This window comes from Flavobacterium sp. GW823-FHT06G12, assembly GCF_058794775.1.
This window is the reverse complement of sequence record NZ_JBXAHE010000001.1, coordinates 756,796-772,966: the sequence shown is the minus strand read 5'-3', so window position 1 is coordinate 772,966 and position 16,171 is coordinate 756,796. Positions and strand designations below refer to the sequence as shown.

At 33.1% G+C, this 16,171-nt stretch carries 16 protein-coding genes; 8 read left to right on the top strand and 8 right to left on the bottom strand.

What is annotated here, in order from left to right; genetic code table 11:
- The first annotated feature begins 2 nt into the window (after positions 1-2).
- From AC1Q5Z_RS03365 to AC1Q5Z_RS03330, 8 genes are all read left to right on the top strand, one after another.
- Positions 3-689, top strand: a complete 687-nt coding sequence (locus AC1Q5Z_RS03365; RefSeq protein ID WP_343588845.1) for a lysoplasmalogenase — start codon at positions 3-5, stop codon at positions 687-689.
- A 20-nt stretch (positions 690-709) separates the two neighbouring features.
- Positions 710-1,162, top strand: coding sequence for a 2-dehydro-3-deoxyphosphooctonate aldolase (locus AC1Q5Z_RS03360; protein WP_343588846.1), 453 nt, complete (start codon positions 710-712; stop codon positions 1,160-1,162).
- 142 nt (positions 1,163-1,304) lie between these two features.
- Positions 1,305-1,646: a hypothetical protein gene (locus tag AC1Q5Z_RS03355; protein ID WP_492443816.1), complete on the top strand. Its 342-nt coding sequence runs from the start codon at positions 1,305-1,307 to the stop codon at positions 1,644-1,646.
- Positions 1,647-1,876: 230 nt separating this feature from the next.
- Positions 1,877-2,695 (top strand): 3-deoxy-8-phosphooctulonate synthase, encoded by an 819-nt coding sequence (gene kdsA / locus AC1Q5Z_RS03350; RefSeq protein WP_095927741.1) that lies wholly within the window; start codon positions 1,877-1,879, stop codon positions 2,693-2,695.
- A gap of 19 nt (positions 2,696-2,714) precedes the next feature.
- A complete protein-coding gene (locus AC1Q5Z_RS03345; protein ID WP_343588848.1) occupies positions 2,715-3,620 on the top strand; it encodes a hypothetical protein in 906 nt (301 codons plus the stop codon).
- A 99-nt stretch (positions 3,621-3,719) separates the two neighbouring features.
- Positions 3,720-4,394, top strand: a complete 675-nt coding sequence (locus AC1Q5Z_RS03340; protein ID WP_492443815.1) for a YiiX family permuted papain-like enzyme — start codon at positions 3,720-3,722, stop codon at positions 4,392-4,394.
- 88 nt (positions 4,395-4,482) lie between these two features.
- Complete coding sequence (locus AC1Q5Z_RS03335) at positions 4,483-4,935, top strand: hypothetical protein (RefSeq protein ID WP_492443814.1); 453 nt, start codon at positions 4,483-4,485, stop codon at positions 4,933-4,935.
- A gap of 6 nt (positions 4,936-4,941) precedes the next feature.
- Positions 4,942-5,244 carry a hypothetical protein gene (locus AC1Q5Z_RS03330; RefSeq protein WP_492443813.1) on the top strand — a complete coding sequence of 101 codons (303 nt, stop codon included), beginning with the start codon at positions 4,942-4,944 and terminating at the stop codon, positions 5,242-5,244.
- Positions 5,245-5,323: 79 nt separating this feature from the next.
- On the opposite strand, the gene AC1Q5Z_RS03325 is transcribed toward AC1Q5Z_RS03330, so the two are convergent.
- The 8 genes from AC1Q5Z_RS03325 to AC1Q5Z_RS03290 all read right to left on the bottom strand — a co-directional run bounded on the left by AC1Q5Z_RS03325 (position 5,324) and on the right by AC1Q5Z_RS03290 (position 16,167).
- The gene (locus tag AC1Q5Z_RS03325) at positions 5,324-5,848 is read right to left on the bottom strand and encodes a PsbP-related protein (RefSeq protein WP_343588851.1); all 525 of its coding nucleotides are present in this window, start codon (positions 5,846-5,848) and stop codon (positions 5,324-5,326) included.
- 8 nt (positions 5,849-5,856) lie between these two features.
- Positions 5,857-7,248: a M20/M25/M40 family metallo-hydrolase gene (locus AC1Q5Z_RS03320; RefSeq protein WP_343588852.1), complete on the bottom strand. Its 1,392-nt coding sequence runs from the start codon at positions 7,246-7,248 to the stop codon at positions 5,857-5,859.
- 164 nt (positions 7,249-7,412) lie between these two features.
- Positions 7,413-9,329, bottom strand: a complete 1,917-nt coding sequence (locus AC1Q5Z_RS03315; protein ID WP_492443812.1) for a discoidin domain-containing protein — start codon at positions 9,327-9,329, stop codon at positions 7,413-7,415.
- A gap of 31 nt (positions 9,330-9,360) precedes the next feature.
- Complete coding sequence (locus tag AC1Q5Z_RS03310; protein ID WP_492443811.1) at positions 9,361-10,134, bottom strand: glycerophosphodiester phosphodiesterase family protein; 774 nt, start codon at positions 10,132-10,134, stop codon at positions 9,361-9,363.
- 92 nt (positions 10,135-10,226) lie between these two features.
- Entirely contained in the window at positions 10,227-12,527 is a 2,301-nt protein-coding gene (bglX, locus tag AC1Q5Z_RS03305; protein ID WP_492443810.1) for a beta-glucosidase BglX, read from the bottom strand.
- Between the two features lie 10 nt (positions 12,528-12,537).
- A complete protein-coding gene (locus tag AC1Q5Z_RS03300) occupies positions 12,538-13,251 on the bottom strand; it encodes a carboxylesterase family protein (protein WP_343588856.1) in 714 nt (237 codons plus the stop codon).
- A 6-nt stretch (positions 13,252-13,257) separates the two neighbouring features.
- A complete protein-coding gene (locus tag AC1Q5Z_RS03295; RefSeq protein WP_343588857.1) occupies positions 13,258-14,634 on the bottom strand; it encodes a glucoamylase family protein in 1,377 nt (458 codons plus the stop codon).
- 75 nt (positions 14,635-14,709) lie between these two features.
- The gene (locus tag AC1Q5Z_RS03290; RefSeq protein WP_343588858.1) at positions 14,710-16,167 is read right to left on the bottom strand and encodes a RagB/SusD family nutrient uptake outer membrane protein; all 1,458 of its coding nucleotides are present in this window, start codon (positions 16,165-16,167) and stop codon (positions 14,710-14,712) included.
- Positions 16,168-16,171 lie beyond the last annotated feature (4 nt).

Sequence of the window (16,171 nt, the reverse complement as noted above, 5' to 3'; positions counted from 1 at the left end):
TTATGAGAAACTCTTCTTTTTTTAAAATTTATTTAGCCTTTAGTATAGTTTATCTAATTATACTACTTTCGGGCTACGAGCGTTTTGATCTCTTTCTCAAACCCATTTTAATACCAATTATAGGATTTGGAGCTTATTTTTATAGAAAATTTCCAACTCAGAATATTTTATTGGCTGCGCTTGTACTTTCTTGGCTTGGAGACGTCATTTTGCTTTTTACAGATTTGGGCGAGATTTACTTTATCTTAGGTCTCGTATGTTTTCTAACAGCACATATTGTTTATTGTGTTCTATTTAATAAACAGAAAAGAATTAGAAAAAGGCAAAACAAACCACTTTTTATATTCGGAAGCGTCTTAATAGCATTTTATTTAATTGGAATGGTTTCTGTTCTAATGCCACATTTAGGAGATCTTGAAATTCCTGTTTCTATTTATGCTTCTGTAATTTCAATTATGCTATTATTTGCTTTTAATGGATTTTTGGTTTGGGAAAAACCAGGCAATCAACTTGTTTTTTTAGGTGCTATTTTCTTTATCATTTCAGATAGTATTTTGGCCGTAAATAAATTTTATGCTCCAATTCCTAAAAGCTCATTTTTTATTATGTTGACTTATCTTCTGGCACAATATCTGATTGTAGTTGGTGTTTTAAAACTAAATCCAAAAAAAGAACAACAAGAAGTTTAATTTTCCCAACAATCTCAACCATGAAAAAAATAGCTCTTTTAATTGTTTTATTAATCAGCGTTTCTTCTTGCGTAAGCACAAAATCAACTTTAAAGAATGTCGATGATAATGCTCCTGATTTAATTTTGAAAAAGGATAATACTTTTTCTATAACACAATTTGCTAAAGATAAAAAGTACGGTTACGATCCCGATTATCCTATTAATATCTTTTTTCAGAATACAAACAACGAGGCTTTAAACGAAGTTCGTTTCTTAAATGCTTTAGCTGGTCCAAATGGAGAAAAAATAACATTTCACAGATTAGAGACCTGCTGCCCATTTCCTACTAAAAGAAGCAATATGGGCGCTGGATTTTTGAATGTTTACGAATTGAAATGGGAAGGGCAGAAAAAACCTGTAAAGCTCTATTTAAATATTTATGAAAAAGGAATTTTGATGGTTCCTATGGGGTTGAGATTGAAGCAGAATTAAAGATTATATGCCACTTCTTTAAACAAAGATCGTTTAGAATCGGCAACAGTACTATTATTTGGATTTTGCTGAACAATCTTTATATTTATAATATATTTCTTTCTTTAGTTTATCTCTTAAGTTATTCATCTACAATTATAAAATGCTAAATATATTACCTTTAATACTTATTATTTTACCAATATTATCCCAAATAACATTAGGAACATTTTCAATCTATAAACCCACTTCTTTTAAATTCAGCATCATTTCTTGGATTAATTTTATTCTGCAAATTATACTCTCTTTTGTAGCTTTTAATATTGCCGATTATAATCTTGCGAAACTATATGAACCAAATCCTGTGAGATGCGGAATGCCGCTTGTAGGAATGGCGCTAGCTTGTTTCTTTTTCCTTTTTATGCTGATTTTGATTATTGGAATTCAATTTTTAATTAAAAGATGGAGAGAAAATAAATTAAAAAGACGTGTTAATGAAAACTAAAAAACAATATTAAACTATAAAACTTCAGAACATGACAAATGTCATCTATTAGTTTATTTTCATGCTTTAATATTGCCTCGGAAAAAGCATTTAATCATTTTAAAGAAATTTTAGCAATTCATTAATTCTACTAAGCTCGTAGCCAGTTATTCGACTTCTTAAAATAATCTTAAATCTTCATCTGCTATTCATAAATCATGACTACCTTTGCATTGCAAAAAAATAACTTTATGAACTTACAACATATTCCACAAATTAAGCATACTGATAGCGGAAATTTCTTTTTATTGGCGGGACCTTGCGCTATTGAAGGAGAAGAAATGGCTCTTAGAATTGCTGAAAAACTAGTTGGTATTACCGACAATCTACAGATTCCTTATGTATTTAAAGGATCTTTTAAAAAAGCAAACCGTTCTAGAATTGACAGTTTTTCTGGAATTGGAGACGAAAAAGCATTAAAAATCTTAAGAAAAGTTTCAGAAACTTTTCATGTTCCAACTGTAACAGATATTCATACTAACGAAGATGCTGATATGGCTGCTCAATACGTAGATGTATTACAGATTCCAGCATTCTTAGTTCGTCAGACAGATCTTGTTGTGGCCGCTGCAAATACTGGAAAAGTTGTAAACTTGAAAAAAGGACAATTTATGAGTCCAGAAAGTATGAAACACGCTGTCCAAAAAGTTTTAGACTGTAATAACGAAAATGTTATGGTTACAGATCGCGGTACAATGTTTGGCTACCAAGACATGATTGTAGATTTTAGAGGTATTCCTACTATGCAGCAATATGCTTCTACAGTTCTAGACGTAACACATTCTTTACAACAGCCAAATCAGACAGCTGGAGTTACAGGCGGAAGACCTGACATGATCGAAACAGTAGCAAAAGCAGGTATTGCAGTTGGTGTTGATGGTATTTTTATAGAAACACACTTTGACCCTGCAAACGCAAAAAGTGATGGTGCTAATATGCTTCATTTAGACTATTTTGAAGGCCTAATGAATAAGTTAGTTGCCATCAGAAAAACAGTTAACGCATTTTAAATTATAATACTTAAGTTCTTTGAAAACAAAAATTTTATTTTTCTTACTGATCTGTGTTTCTTTAAACACATTTGCTCAGGAAGAAATACCAGTACAAAAATATGCTGCTCACAACAAAGGAAAATTCTTTGTTATGTGGGGTGGCAATAGAGAAAGTTACTCAAAATCTGATGTAAACTTTAGGGGTAAGGATTACAACTTTACAGTTGAAAATATGGCAGCTCATGACAAACCAAAAGGATGGCATGTTGATTATATTAATCCTGCTAATATGACAATTCCTCAGACAAATTTGAGATTGGGTTACTTTTTTAGCGATCATTACAGTGTTACAATTGGTGTTGACCACATGAAATATGTAATGGCACAAAATCAAATTGCAAATGTTACTGGAAACATCAATTTACCTGCAGATGATCCTGCATCAATTTACAATGGCACTTACAATAACACACCTGTAGATATGTCTCAAGGTGGAGCTAAAGAAGGTGGTTATGGCAAAGGTGAAATAAATGTAAACGGTCCAGCTTTTTTAATGTACGAACATACAGATGGTTTAAACTACATTAATACGGAAGTTGCAAGATTTGATGATATCTCGAAATGGTTTGGTTTGCCAAATATTGATAAAGTTCAGATTAACTTAACTGAAGGTATTGGCGCCGGGGTTTTATATCCAAAAACCAACACTACTATTTTAGGTAAAGAACGTCATGATGATTTTCATGTTTCTGGTTATGGGGTTTCTGCAAAAGCAGGTCTTAACATTACTTTTTTCAAACATTTTTATGTTCAAGGAGAGTTAAAAGGAGGTTATATCAACATGCCGGATATCAAAACTACAACAAGTAATGAAGATAAAGCGTCTCAACACTTTACTTATTTTCAACGAATTATTGCTGTTGGAGGTATATTTAGAATCTAATATTTCGTAAAATATATTTAGAAAATAGCTGTCATTTTATTTGGCAGCTATTTTTTTTATTATTTACTTTGTAACTCAAAGTACTTTAATTTATACTTTATGAAAAACAAAAAATATCTATTTCCCATTATTACTTTTTTCTTGAGCTTTGGCTGTGCCTTATTTGTAGCAATAAAAGTTTTTCCTAATAATCCGTTTACGGGAAATAAAGAAGAAAAAACAATAGCGAGCAAGTTTAAAGATGGAGATCTTATTTTTCAGACTTCAGAATCTCAACAATGTGAAGCAGTTCGTATTGCTACAAACTCAAAATTTTCTCACTGCGGAATTATTTACGACATTAATGGAAAATGGTTTGTTTTTGAAGCTGTTCAGCCTGTAAAACTTACTCCGCTAGAAGATTGGATTAAACATGGAAAGGATAGTAAATATGTTGTTAAACGACTAAAAGATGATAACATTTTAAAACCTGAAGTTTTGCAAAAAATGAAAGATTACAGCCAGCAATTTGACGGTAAAGAATATGATGCTTATTTTGAATGGACTGACAACAGAATATATTGCTCTGAATTGATTTGGAAGATTTATAAAAATGCCGCCGGAATTGAATTGTCTAAACTTAGAGAGTTGAAAGATTTTAATTTGCAAGATCCGAGAGTTCAAAAAATACTAAAAGAGCGTTATGGCAATGATATTCCATTAGAAGAAAAAGTCGTTGCTCCTTCTGACCTTGCAGATTCTAATATATTAAAAACAATAATTGACACTTATTAATATTGTAAAAAGCTAGATTGCTTTATCGTCTCTAGCTTTTTTATTTAGCCATTTACTTTGAAATTCAAAGAACTTTTAAACCTACACTATGAGAGATTATTTAATTGAAAAACTATATGAATGTTCTAAAAAACCATATCAAAAATACTTTAAGAAAAATGATCCTTGGAATATTGATAAAAACACTCTAATGGATTATCCCGAAGAAAGTCTAGGATTTGGCTTGGGAAGTTTTCTCTACAAGAATCATTTTGATATTCAGGAAAAACTCGAAGATCACGACATTATTCATGTTTTGACCAACACGGGAGTTTCAGTTTATGAAGAAATTGGCATGCAGTATTATCTGCTTGGTAACGGAAAAAAAAGCTTGTATCTGTTTATGGTAATAGCAACTGGAACTATTTTTTATCCGAAACGTATCAACTATTTTATTCATCAATTTAAAAGAGGAAGAAAAGCAAATGCATTTCATTATCTCGATTTTTCAAAAATGCTTTTTATGCCTGTTAAAACTATTCAGCAAACTTTTAAAATTTAAAAACACATGAAAACAATTCACACCCCTTTTGAAGAAAAACAATCTATTGAATTGGCTGTTGGTACATTTATAATCAGCACAATTCTGTTTATTCTTTATATTGTTTCAAATGCAAACTCTATAATTTTGGTTATTGCATGGCCATTTGCTTTAGCTGCTATTGTAGTTAATATTATAATGTTTTTTCATTTGATGGAAAAGTTTATCCATTTACCTCATCAGCGAAAAGATATCGGAATCAAAATTTTAATCTTGCTTTCTAATATTCCTATCCTCTTTTTATTTTATTTGATTGTAATGAAACTTTAATCTCAATCGATACTAATTATCAAAAAAAAGCAGCAATCAAGTATTGATTGCTGCTTTTTTTTGATAGACACATGCTATTTTATCTTATGTCAAAATTCTCATACATGTATTGAAAAACGGGCATATAAGACAAATAATCTTCACTTTTACTACAAAAAGTAAGTATGTATAAATCTCTATCTTTAATAAAAAAATATTGCAAAATAGTACCGAAAACACCATTACTCATTAATTGCTTGTAAACAATTTCTTGTCCCTGCAAACCGTTTTTTACAACCTTACGATTAGAAATAATTTCGCTGCTTACTCCGAATCTTTTATCAATTATCTTTTTTACTGTTTTTGCTTTAACTCCTGAATATCCAAGATCAGAAATCCGTAAACTTACATTTTCAATAAAATTATCATTTGCCGAACTTTTTTCGCTTAAAAGCATAAACTTCTTTTGCAAAGAATCTGATTGTTGAAGATGCCAGTTATAAGGAAATAATATAGAATATTTTTTTTCGCTTATATATAATTTCCCAGAGGTATCTTCAGATTTATGCTGTCCAAATACGAATGTTACAAATAAGATAGTGATAAAATTTAAAAACAGCTTCAAAATAAATCTTAGTTAGCTTTTTTGGTCTCGATTCCGTTTTGGTCTAATAAATACATTAATGTAGTCATTGTCGCTGCTCCAAGCTCAAGCTCCCTTTTATTGATTGCATCAAATTTATCGTTTGCCGCGTGGTGATAATCGAAATAACGCTGAGAATCTGGCTTTAAACCTGCTTTTACAATTGCTTGAGAAGTCAAATGGCTAATATCTGAACCTGCGTGACCAATTGTAAAACTGTGCACTAAATAAGGTTCAAAAAGATCTTTATAACCTTGAATTTTTTTCAAATTAGCATCATCAGCTTCAATTGAAAACCCTCTTGGTGAAAATCCTCCTGAATCACTTTCTAAAGCAAAAATGTGGTTTTCTTTATTTTGTTTTGAAACTTCTTCGTATTTAGCACCACCTTTTCCGCCGTTTTCTTCGTTCATAAACAATACAACACGAATTGTATTTTTAGGTTTGTAGTTTAAGTTTTTCAAAATACGAATTACTTCCATACTTTGTACTACTCCTGCTCCATCATCGTGAGAACCATCTGCTAAATCCCAAGAATCTAAATGTCCTCCAACAACCATAATATTTTCTGGACTTACAGTTCCTGTTAATTCTCCAATTACGTTATAAGATAATACGTCTGGTAAAGTTTCACAAGATTGTTTGAAATAAAATTTCAAAGCTGGATTTCTTTTTAAAGTTTTACTTAATAATTCTGCACCGTTTGTACTAATAGCCGCTGTTGGAATATATTGCTCTTTTGGCAAATCTCCATAACTTTGAGTTCCTGTATGAGGAAAATCATCCAAACGCAAGTTCATTGAACGAACAATACTTCCTACTGCTCCTAATTTTGCAGCTTCTTTTGCTCCTGCATATCTTTGATCAACACAAGCTCCATAAGAAGTAAAAGTTTCAATATTTTCAGGATTCATTGGTCTGTTAAAGAAAACAATTTTTCCTTTCACTTTATCTGCTCCAAGTTCGTTTAATTCTTTAATTCCTTGAACCTCGATTATTTCTGCAGTAAGACCTGTTTTTGCTGTTGCAACAGAACCACCCAATGCACAAATTGGCACATTAGTTTTTACTTTTCCATCAAGAATATAAGCTGTTTCTTTTTCTCCTCTAACCCAATGAGGAACCATAACTTCTTGTAAATAAACTTTGTCAAGCCCTAAACTTTCTAATTGTCTTTTAGTGTACTCAACTGCTTGTTCTGCTCCTTTAGATCCAGACAAACGAGCGCCAATATCGTTAGATAAATATTCTAACCATGTGTAGCATTTTGACTCGGTTAAAGCTTTTTTGTAAAATAATTTAATGTTTTTTTCATCATTTGTCTGTGCAAAAGATGTCAATCCGCTTAAAACTAATGCAGTTAAAAGAATTGTTTTTTTCATAGTTTTGATAGTAATTTTGGAGTTTATAGTGCTTTTGGCACATTCACAAAGGAACAAAATTATTGACAGTTGAACGCTTTTCTTTAATCTTTTAACAAAAAAAAGCTCTTATTACAAATTATTCAATCTGTAATAAGAGCTTTTACATATTTTGCAAATAAAGATTATTTTATTTCAATAATCTTATTTTTTGTTCCGATTCCGTTTTCATTAAAAGGCTCAATTGTAAAATAATATTTTGTGCCTTTATCCAAACCTCTAAAATCATACGTATTGTCACCATAAACCATAATGCTGTTATACAATTTATCTGGTTCGATTCCATAATAAATATTATAACCAATTGCATCTGCTTGTTTTTTCCATGAAATCATAGCGTTTCTAGAATCTGCTTTGTTTCTGTCTACTTTGAAAGAAGCCACCGATTTTGGTTTTGCTGCCAATCCGTTTCCAAAAACTCTGAAATCAGAGATTGCAAATAAACCAGATGCATTGTGAATATTTTCCATCTTGATATAACGCGCTTTGATTGGTTTTGTAAGTTCTACATAATCGTGAGGTGCATCTTTATCGTTTTTAGATTTATCTACTACCAAAGTCCAATTTTTAGCATCGTCAGACATAAAGATTTTATATTGATAATAAATATCCATTGCTTTATTAAACTGTGTCGCTTTATGATCAGCGTAATTGATTTGAAGTGCATTAATCTCCATTGGTCTTCCTAAATCCATTTGAAGCCATTCTCCCGGATTATTAGTTTTTGCCGACCAATAGGTTTGAATATTTTCATCTGTTAGATTTTCTGGTCCGTAACAGAACTTCTCATATACTTTTTTCCCTCCATTATCCATTCTATGGGTTTCCACTTCCATACATTCCTCAGAAGAAGAAACAGTTACTGGCTTTTTATACGAAAGCAACATCCATCCTGAAGCAGCACCTTTAGTTTGATCACGCTGGCTTGTTGGCAATACAATTGGAAAATCTCCATAAGCTGTAATAGAATACATTACATCATCTTTGTCAAATCCTGCTGGAAACATATCTATACGACGTTCAAAACGATCTTTAATAGAAATTTTGCATGTTCCAGTATTCCAGTAGTTTCCATAATTATCGGCAAAAGTGTTTCCATGCCCAGCTCCAATTACAAATCCGCCTGGTTTATATGACATCGGATTGTGTTTCTGATATGTAAACGGCCCTAACGGATTATCTCCCACATGAACTCCATTTGCATAACCTTTAAACTCGGTTGCAGGAGCTCCGTATTGCATATAATATTTTCCATTATGTTTCGTCATCCAAGCACCTTCAATAAAATTTCCCCAAGGTGCTGGTTCCATATCATTATTTGGCCCAAAACGTTCCCATCCGTGAGCTGAAGGATCTAAAATGGCAACTTCTTTAATTTGTCCGTAAGGTTTCTGAATATCCTCTACTTCTGTCGCTTTATACAAAGTTGCATAATCAGCCTGATTTCCTTTTGGAAGCCAAGTATTATAATCAACTTCTACTCCAACAAGTGGTAATTTTCCGCTTGAACCGTAGTACATGTATACTTTTTTATCATCATCCTGAAAAATTGCAGGATCCCAAGTTGGAAGCATTGCTTTATCTACATGACGTGTCCATCTTCCTGATTTTGGATCAGCTGTTTTCCAAATTGGATGGTCTCTTTTCCAAGTTGAACCAACATAAAATAATGTATCGTTTACAACCCAAGCTGCAGGAGCACATTGGTCGTCGTCGCCTGGCTGTCTTTGAAAACTTCCGTAAACAAAATTCCAGTCTGACATATCTTTACTCCAAAAGAAACCTGCCTGATTGGTAGCAAATAAATAATATTCGCCTTTATAAGTAATAATTACAGGATCGGCGCTTGAACGGCGTGATTCTGGAATTCCGTTGTGATTATGAGTCGTAAAATTGTATCCAATATTTATCGGATTACAATAGGTTGTTGCGGGTCTGCTAGGGTCAAACCATTCTGTTTTACCAGAATTTTGTGCCAAAAGAGTGCTTCCGAAAAGCATCGAAAACAAAATCGGCGTAAGTTGTTTATATATCTTTTTCATGGTTAGATTTCTTTAATAAAGTTTAAGAAGATTAGTTTTTGACTTCCTTTCTTTCCTTTAAAAGTTCAGGTTCATTTGTGGTGATGTAATTGAATTTATGAGCTATAATCCAATCCATATCTTTTACGTCATTAACAGTCCAAGCATTTAAGATAATCTTATTGTCTTTAGCTTCCTGTATCCATTCTGGATGTTTTTGAAAAACAGAATAATGATAGTCAACCCCATTAATTTTATCTGCTTTTACTTCTTTTGGAGATTTATTTCCTTCTAAATATTGAAGAGAGGTTTTAGAATCTATTTCTCTAATTTTCTTTAGAATATCATAATCAAAACTGATGTAGCAGGTATTTTTATTGGCTTTTAGTTTTTTAATGGTTTCGACAGCTGCTACAGCAGTTTTTTGTCCTCTTTCTTTACTGATTTCCGAAGGTTTAATTTCGCACACTAAAAGAGTGTGTTTATTATTACGCATACCCTCCGAAATGTACTCGTGAAGGGTCGGAAGTTTTTCTCCGTTAGAAAGTTTAAATTTTATCAAATCTGCATAATTCGTTTCTTCAATAAGCAGTTTGTTGTAATGTGCGTCATGATTGATTACAAGTGAATCGTCTGCTGTTCTCCAAACATCAAATTCTGAACCTAGCAATTTTAAATCAATCGCATGTCTTAAAGATGCAATTGAGTTTTCGGGAAGATTGTTTTTTTTCCATGCACCTCGATGCGCTACAATTGCATTCTTTTGTGCATTACAAAATGAAAAAGCAATAAGACACACTGCACTAAATATTTTAATTTTATTCATAATAATCGTAGTTAAAAAATTACAAAAAAGGTTATTCATTTTAGAAAAAAAGCCCTCCAAACGAAGGGCTTTTAACTAATCAAATAAACCAACTATTTAGTTAACTCAAAACTAACTTTCTTATCAGCGTTTGAATTTCCTCCAACGAAAATATCAAACTGCCCAGGCTCGGCTACGAATTGTAAATCAGAGTTATAAAATTTTAAATCTTCAACAGTAATATCAAAACTTACTGTTTGTTTTTCACCTTTTTTAAGTGCTATTTTTTGGAAACCTTTTAGTTCTCTAACTGGTCTAGTTACTGAACCAACTAAATCTCTAATGTATAATTGAACTGTTTCTTTTCCGTCAAAATTTCCAGTGTTTGTTACATCAACAGTTACTTTCAATTTTCCGTTAGAATCCATCTTATCAGAAGAAATTTTCAAGTTTGAATAATCAAAATTGGTATAGCTTAAACCAAATCCGAATGGGAATAATGGCTCGTTTCTTTCGTCAATATAATTTGATCTGAATTTTTCAAATTTTCCTTCTGCGTTAGAAAGAGGTCTTCCTGTATTTTTGTGTGCGTAGTAAATTGGCAATTGTCCCACGCTTCTTGGGAAAGTTGAAGTCAATTTTCCTGAAGGATTTACATCTCCAAATAAAACATCAGCAATAGCGTAACCAGCTTCTGTACCAGCAAACCAAGCATTCAAAATTGCTGGAACTGTTTTTTCTTCGTCAGTAATTACTAACGGACGTCCGTCAAATAAAACCAAAACAACTGGTTTTCCTGTTTTTAATAAAGCGTTTAATAAATCTTTTTGAGCTTGTGGAATTTCTAAGTTTGTACGGCTGCTAGATTCACCGCTCATTTCTGCAGATTCTCCTAAAGCAGCAACAATTACATCAGATTGTTCAGCAACTTTTAAAGCTTCTGCTAATAATTCTTCTTTTGTACGAGCATCACGGTGTAATGTTTTACCGAACATTGTGGCGTTAGTTTCAAAAGTTTCATCGTAATCTAAATTGCTTCCTTTAGCGTATAAAACTTTAGTTCCTGTTCCAGCTACTTCTTTGATACCTCTCAATAATGAAACAGCATTTTCCATTCTTGTAGCCACACTCCAAGTTCCTGGCATGTTTTCTTTAGCATCTGCCAATGGCCCTATTAAACCAATTGTTCCAGATTTTTTAAGAGGCAACAACTGATTTTGGTTTTTTAATAAAACTAAAGATTGAGCTGCAATATCACGTGCTTCTTTTCTGCTATCTGTTGTAAAGATTTCAGTTTTCGCTCTTTTTTCATCACAATATTTGTATGGATCTTGGAATAAACCTAAATCATATTTTGCTTCTAAAATAAGTTTTACAGCATTATCGATTGTTTCGATTTTTACTTTTCCTTCATCTAAAGATTTTTTCAAAGTTCCTAAGAAACCTTCTCCAACCATATCCATTTCAACTCCAGCGTTTAATGCTAAAGCAGAAACTTGCTGTAAATCACCCATTCCGTGAGGAATCATTTCAGGAATTCCTGTAAAATCTGTTACTACAAATCCTTTGAAACCCCATTGTTTTCTTAAAACATCTGTCATTAACCATTTGTTTCCAGTTGCTGGAATTCCGTCAACTTCGTTGAAAGAAGCCATAACCGAACCTACACCTGCATCAACTGCAGCTTTGTAAGGAGGAAAATAGTCATTAAACATTCTGATGTGGCTCATATCAACTGTATTATAATCACGTCCTCCTTCTGGAGCACCGTATAATGCGAAGTGTTTAACACAAGCTAAGATTGAGTTATTTTTAGTAAGATCGTGTTGCTGGTAACCGTTAACCATTGCTTTTGCAATTTGGCTTCCTAAATATGGATCTTCTCCTGAACCTTCAGAAACTCTTCCCCATCTTGGGTCACGAGAAATGTCAACCATTGGAGAGAATGTCCAGTTGATACCATCTGCACTTGCTTCTTTTGCAGCGATTTGCGCACTTCTTTCAATTAAGCCCATATCCCAAGTACAAGATAATCCTAACGGAATTGGGAATGTTGTTTCGTAACCGTGAATAACGTCCATACCAAAAAGCAACGGAATTTTTAAACGGCTTTTTTCAACCGCAATTTTCTGTACTTCTTTAATTTTTTGAACCGATTTAATGTTGAACAAACCGCCTACTTTCCCTTCAGCAATATTTTTTGCCACATTTGAGCTGTTTGCCTGCCCAGTGGTAATATCACCAGATGTTGGCAAGTTTAACTGACCCAATTTCTCGTCTAAAGTCATTTTTGACATTAATTCCGCCACAAATTCAGACTTTGGTTTAATTTTCACTGTATTTTTAGCTGGCTTTTTTTGAGCATAACCCAAAACAGCGCATCCTAAAAAAAGTAAGACTAATTTGTTTTTCATTCTATTCTATTTATTTGTTTGTATTCGTTTTTCTTTGCTGCAACATCCAGTCGTAGATCTCTTTGTTATCATAAACTCTTGTCCAGCTGTCATGATTTGCATCATCAAAAATGGTCAGCTTTACATCTTTTGCATTACATTTTTTCAATTCATTATAAATTGTGATTGCATAATTCACATTTACCACATTATCCTGTAATCCGTGGAAAATTCTGGTTGGAATATTGGCTATTTCACATGCTTTTTCTAACTGAATTAAATCTACAAAGCCGGCGACAGGTACGTTTGCGGCAAATAGATCAGGATGTGCAAAAGCCAAATTCCATGAAGCCCAACCTCCTGAGCTTAAACCAGTAACATATATTCTTTCTGAATCAATTTTATTTTCTTTCTGAATTTTCACAATCAGCTGATAAATTGATTCTATATCCCAATTTTCGTCTTCTTTGCATTGCGGAGCCAAAACATAAGCATCTAATTGGTTCGTTTTTAAATATTTTAAAGGCCCATTAATTTTTACCTTTTCTAAATCGGTTCCTTTTTCTCCGTCACCCGAAATAAAAACAATTAATGGCTTCTTCTCCTTAACATTCGCTGGACGATGCAAAACATAACCCAGTTCGTATTTAGACATTATAACCGTATTGATTTTCCCAGTTGTTTCACTCTGCCCAAAAACAACTACAGAAAACAACATAAATATAAATGCTAATGTATTTTTCATAGAGACTTAAATTCCGTATTTTCCAGATTTAAATCCAAGTTTTGTTAAACCTTGTTTTACTTCTGGCGCGTTCATAAACAATTTCCATAATAGGCCTGTTCTGTAATTTTCAATCATTACAACTTCAGGGCCTTGATCAATTGCTAAATAACGTTTTGCTACCCATTTATTTCCTAAACTTAAAGCATCATAAAACCCCGCATCTCCCCAAGTTTCGTCTTTATGATTTTCGTATAAATTTCTGATTACGGCCATCGATTCTTTTGGCGTGTAAACAATTGAACTGATTGCTGCCGTTGGCGAAATTACACCTTGATCATTGCTTGGCATATGTGCGTTGTATCCAATTGATCCATCAGGGTTTCTAGAATAAGAAGCTGTTAAACCCCAATATTCTGGACCATAACCTGCATTTTTATTTGGATTTTGAACACAATACTCATAATTGATTTTAGTCTGATTTACATTTAAATCCCAATAATTAGCATATTTATCTGTTAACTGATTCGGATCTAAACCTACATAAGAATAATGAGCCCAAAATAATGGACCGCCAAATTCTTCTGCACCGTTGTGCTTTAAAATAAGTGGGATATTGTATTTTGTTTTTGAAGAAACTATGCCACCGCTTCTCGCCCATCCTTCGTGATATGCTTTCGCATCGATTGTATGAGTTGGCGAAGATGCTGCCATTACATAAGTAATAAGGCATTCGTTATATCCTTGTAGTGGGAAATTCATCTCCCAAGCATAGCTCGGAGACCAGTGCCAATATAAGACATTTTTTTGATTTGTGTACCATTGCCAATCAACACCTTTCCAAAGTGCATCATATTTTGCTGCAACAGCTTTCTCTTTTTCATTACCTGTCTTTAGATATTCTCGAACAGTAATAAATCCTGATACTAAAAATGATGTTTCAACTAAATCTCCTCCATTATCTTTAGTCCCAAAAGGTTTTACCTTTCCAGTATTTCCGTCAATCCAGTGTGACCACGCTCCATGAAAGCGATCTGCTTTTGCAAGGAAATCTGCAATTTTGTCTAATCTTTTTACTCCTTCTTCTTTAGACACATATCCTCTATCTATTCCTGCAACTAAAGCCATTAATCCGAAACCTGAGCCACCTGTTGTTACAATATTTGAATCGTTTTCAGGATAAACTCCGTCTGGATGATAACGTTCTCTGGCTAATCCAGAATTTGGTTCTGCATAATCCCAGAAGTATTTAAAAGTTTGTTTTTGAACAGCATCTAAAAGTTGCTCATCTGTTAATGCCGTAACGCCAGAAGTATTTTCCTGTACATTTTCTTTTGACTTATCTTCCTTTGATCCACAACTAAAAAAAGCAAAAGCTAAAAATAAAACTGAAATTCTAACCATTATAAAAATTTAAGATTTTTGATAAATAATCACTTCCCTCAGGAAATCTGAAGGAAGTGATTCTTAAGATTTTGATTAATAACCAGGGTTTTGCTGTGAAAGTGTTCCTGCTTCTCTCATAAATGTAGTTGGAAGAGGCCATAATTCATGTTTTCCAACTATAAAAGTTTTACCATCTGCTGCCATAGCCGCTTCTGCTTGTCCTGTTCTAACGATATCAAACCATCTGTCGTGCTCAAAAGCAAATTCTAATCTTCTTTCTTTATAAATTGCTTTTCTAATATCAGTTTGAGAAGTAAAAGGAGTATCTCCTAAACCTGCTCTATGACGAATTTGATTTACTAAAGGAATTGCTGCTGCTGTTTCTCCTAATTCGTTTAATGCTTCAGCTTTCATTAGTATAACCTCAGCATATCTTAAATATCTAAGATTTGTATCTGTAAATTCTTGGTTATAAAAAGATGATGAATATGCTTTATAATTATATCTTGCATTCGCTACCGTAGATGGAACTTCTCTACCATCATACAAAACTGAACCTCTGAAAATAATTGTAGCAGCTCTTCTAACGTCTCCTGCCTCGTATGCGTCTGCTAAGCCTTTAGTTGGTGTATTGAATCCCCAACCCCATCCTCCGGCGCCACGTGGCGCTTGAGAAACAGTGTAATTTCCAATTCCAAATCCAGGGCTAGAAGTTCCTCCAATCCCATCAATCTCAAAAATAGATTCTGGACCAAATTCTCCTTCTTTTTTATATTGCAAAGAATAATCAGAAACTAAAGAATAACCAGTTACTTTATCGCAATTGTCAATTACTTTTTGCCAATTTTTTTGATATAGATTAACTTTTGCTAATAAAGCATATGCTGCTCCTTTAGAAGCTCTTACGACATCTTTACCAGTGTATGCCGATTTTTCTGGTAAATTCGCAATAGCATCTGTTAAGTCTTTTTCTATAAAAGCATAAACTTCTGCAGGAGTTTTACGGGTTAATTGCATAATTCTGTCTGAGTCATTTCCAGGAATTGGCAAATGATCTACAATAGGAACTCCGCCGTATCCTTTAACTAAAGTAAAGTACATAAACGCTCTCATAAATTTAGCTTCTCCTTCTAACCTAACTTTTAAACTAGGCGTTACCTGATCTAACTTAGGAAATATAGCCAAAGCCTGATTACATCTATTAATTCCAGCATAATTTGCATTCCACGTAGACTGAAATGACGGAGTTGAAGCATTATATGTTAAAGCATCCATAATATCTTTATCTCCACCAGCATCTCCGGGATCAGAGCCTTTATCAGCATCATCGCTAATGATACTTGTAACTGCATTCCAACCAAAAGAAGACATATCCCAGCCTAAAAATTGATTGTAAATTGCTGTTACAAAACTTGAAGCTCCAGCATCACTATTTACCAAAGCTGGGTCAGCAGGAATAGACTCTGTTGGCTGTACATCCAAAAAATCATTTGAACATCCAGATAAGAATAATCCAGAAAGTACAAACATTGATATATATATTCTTTTCATGATA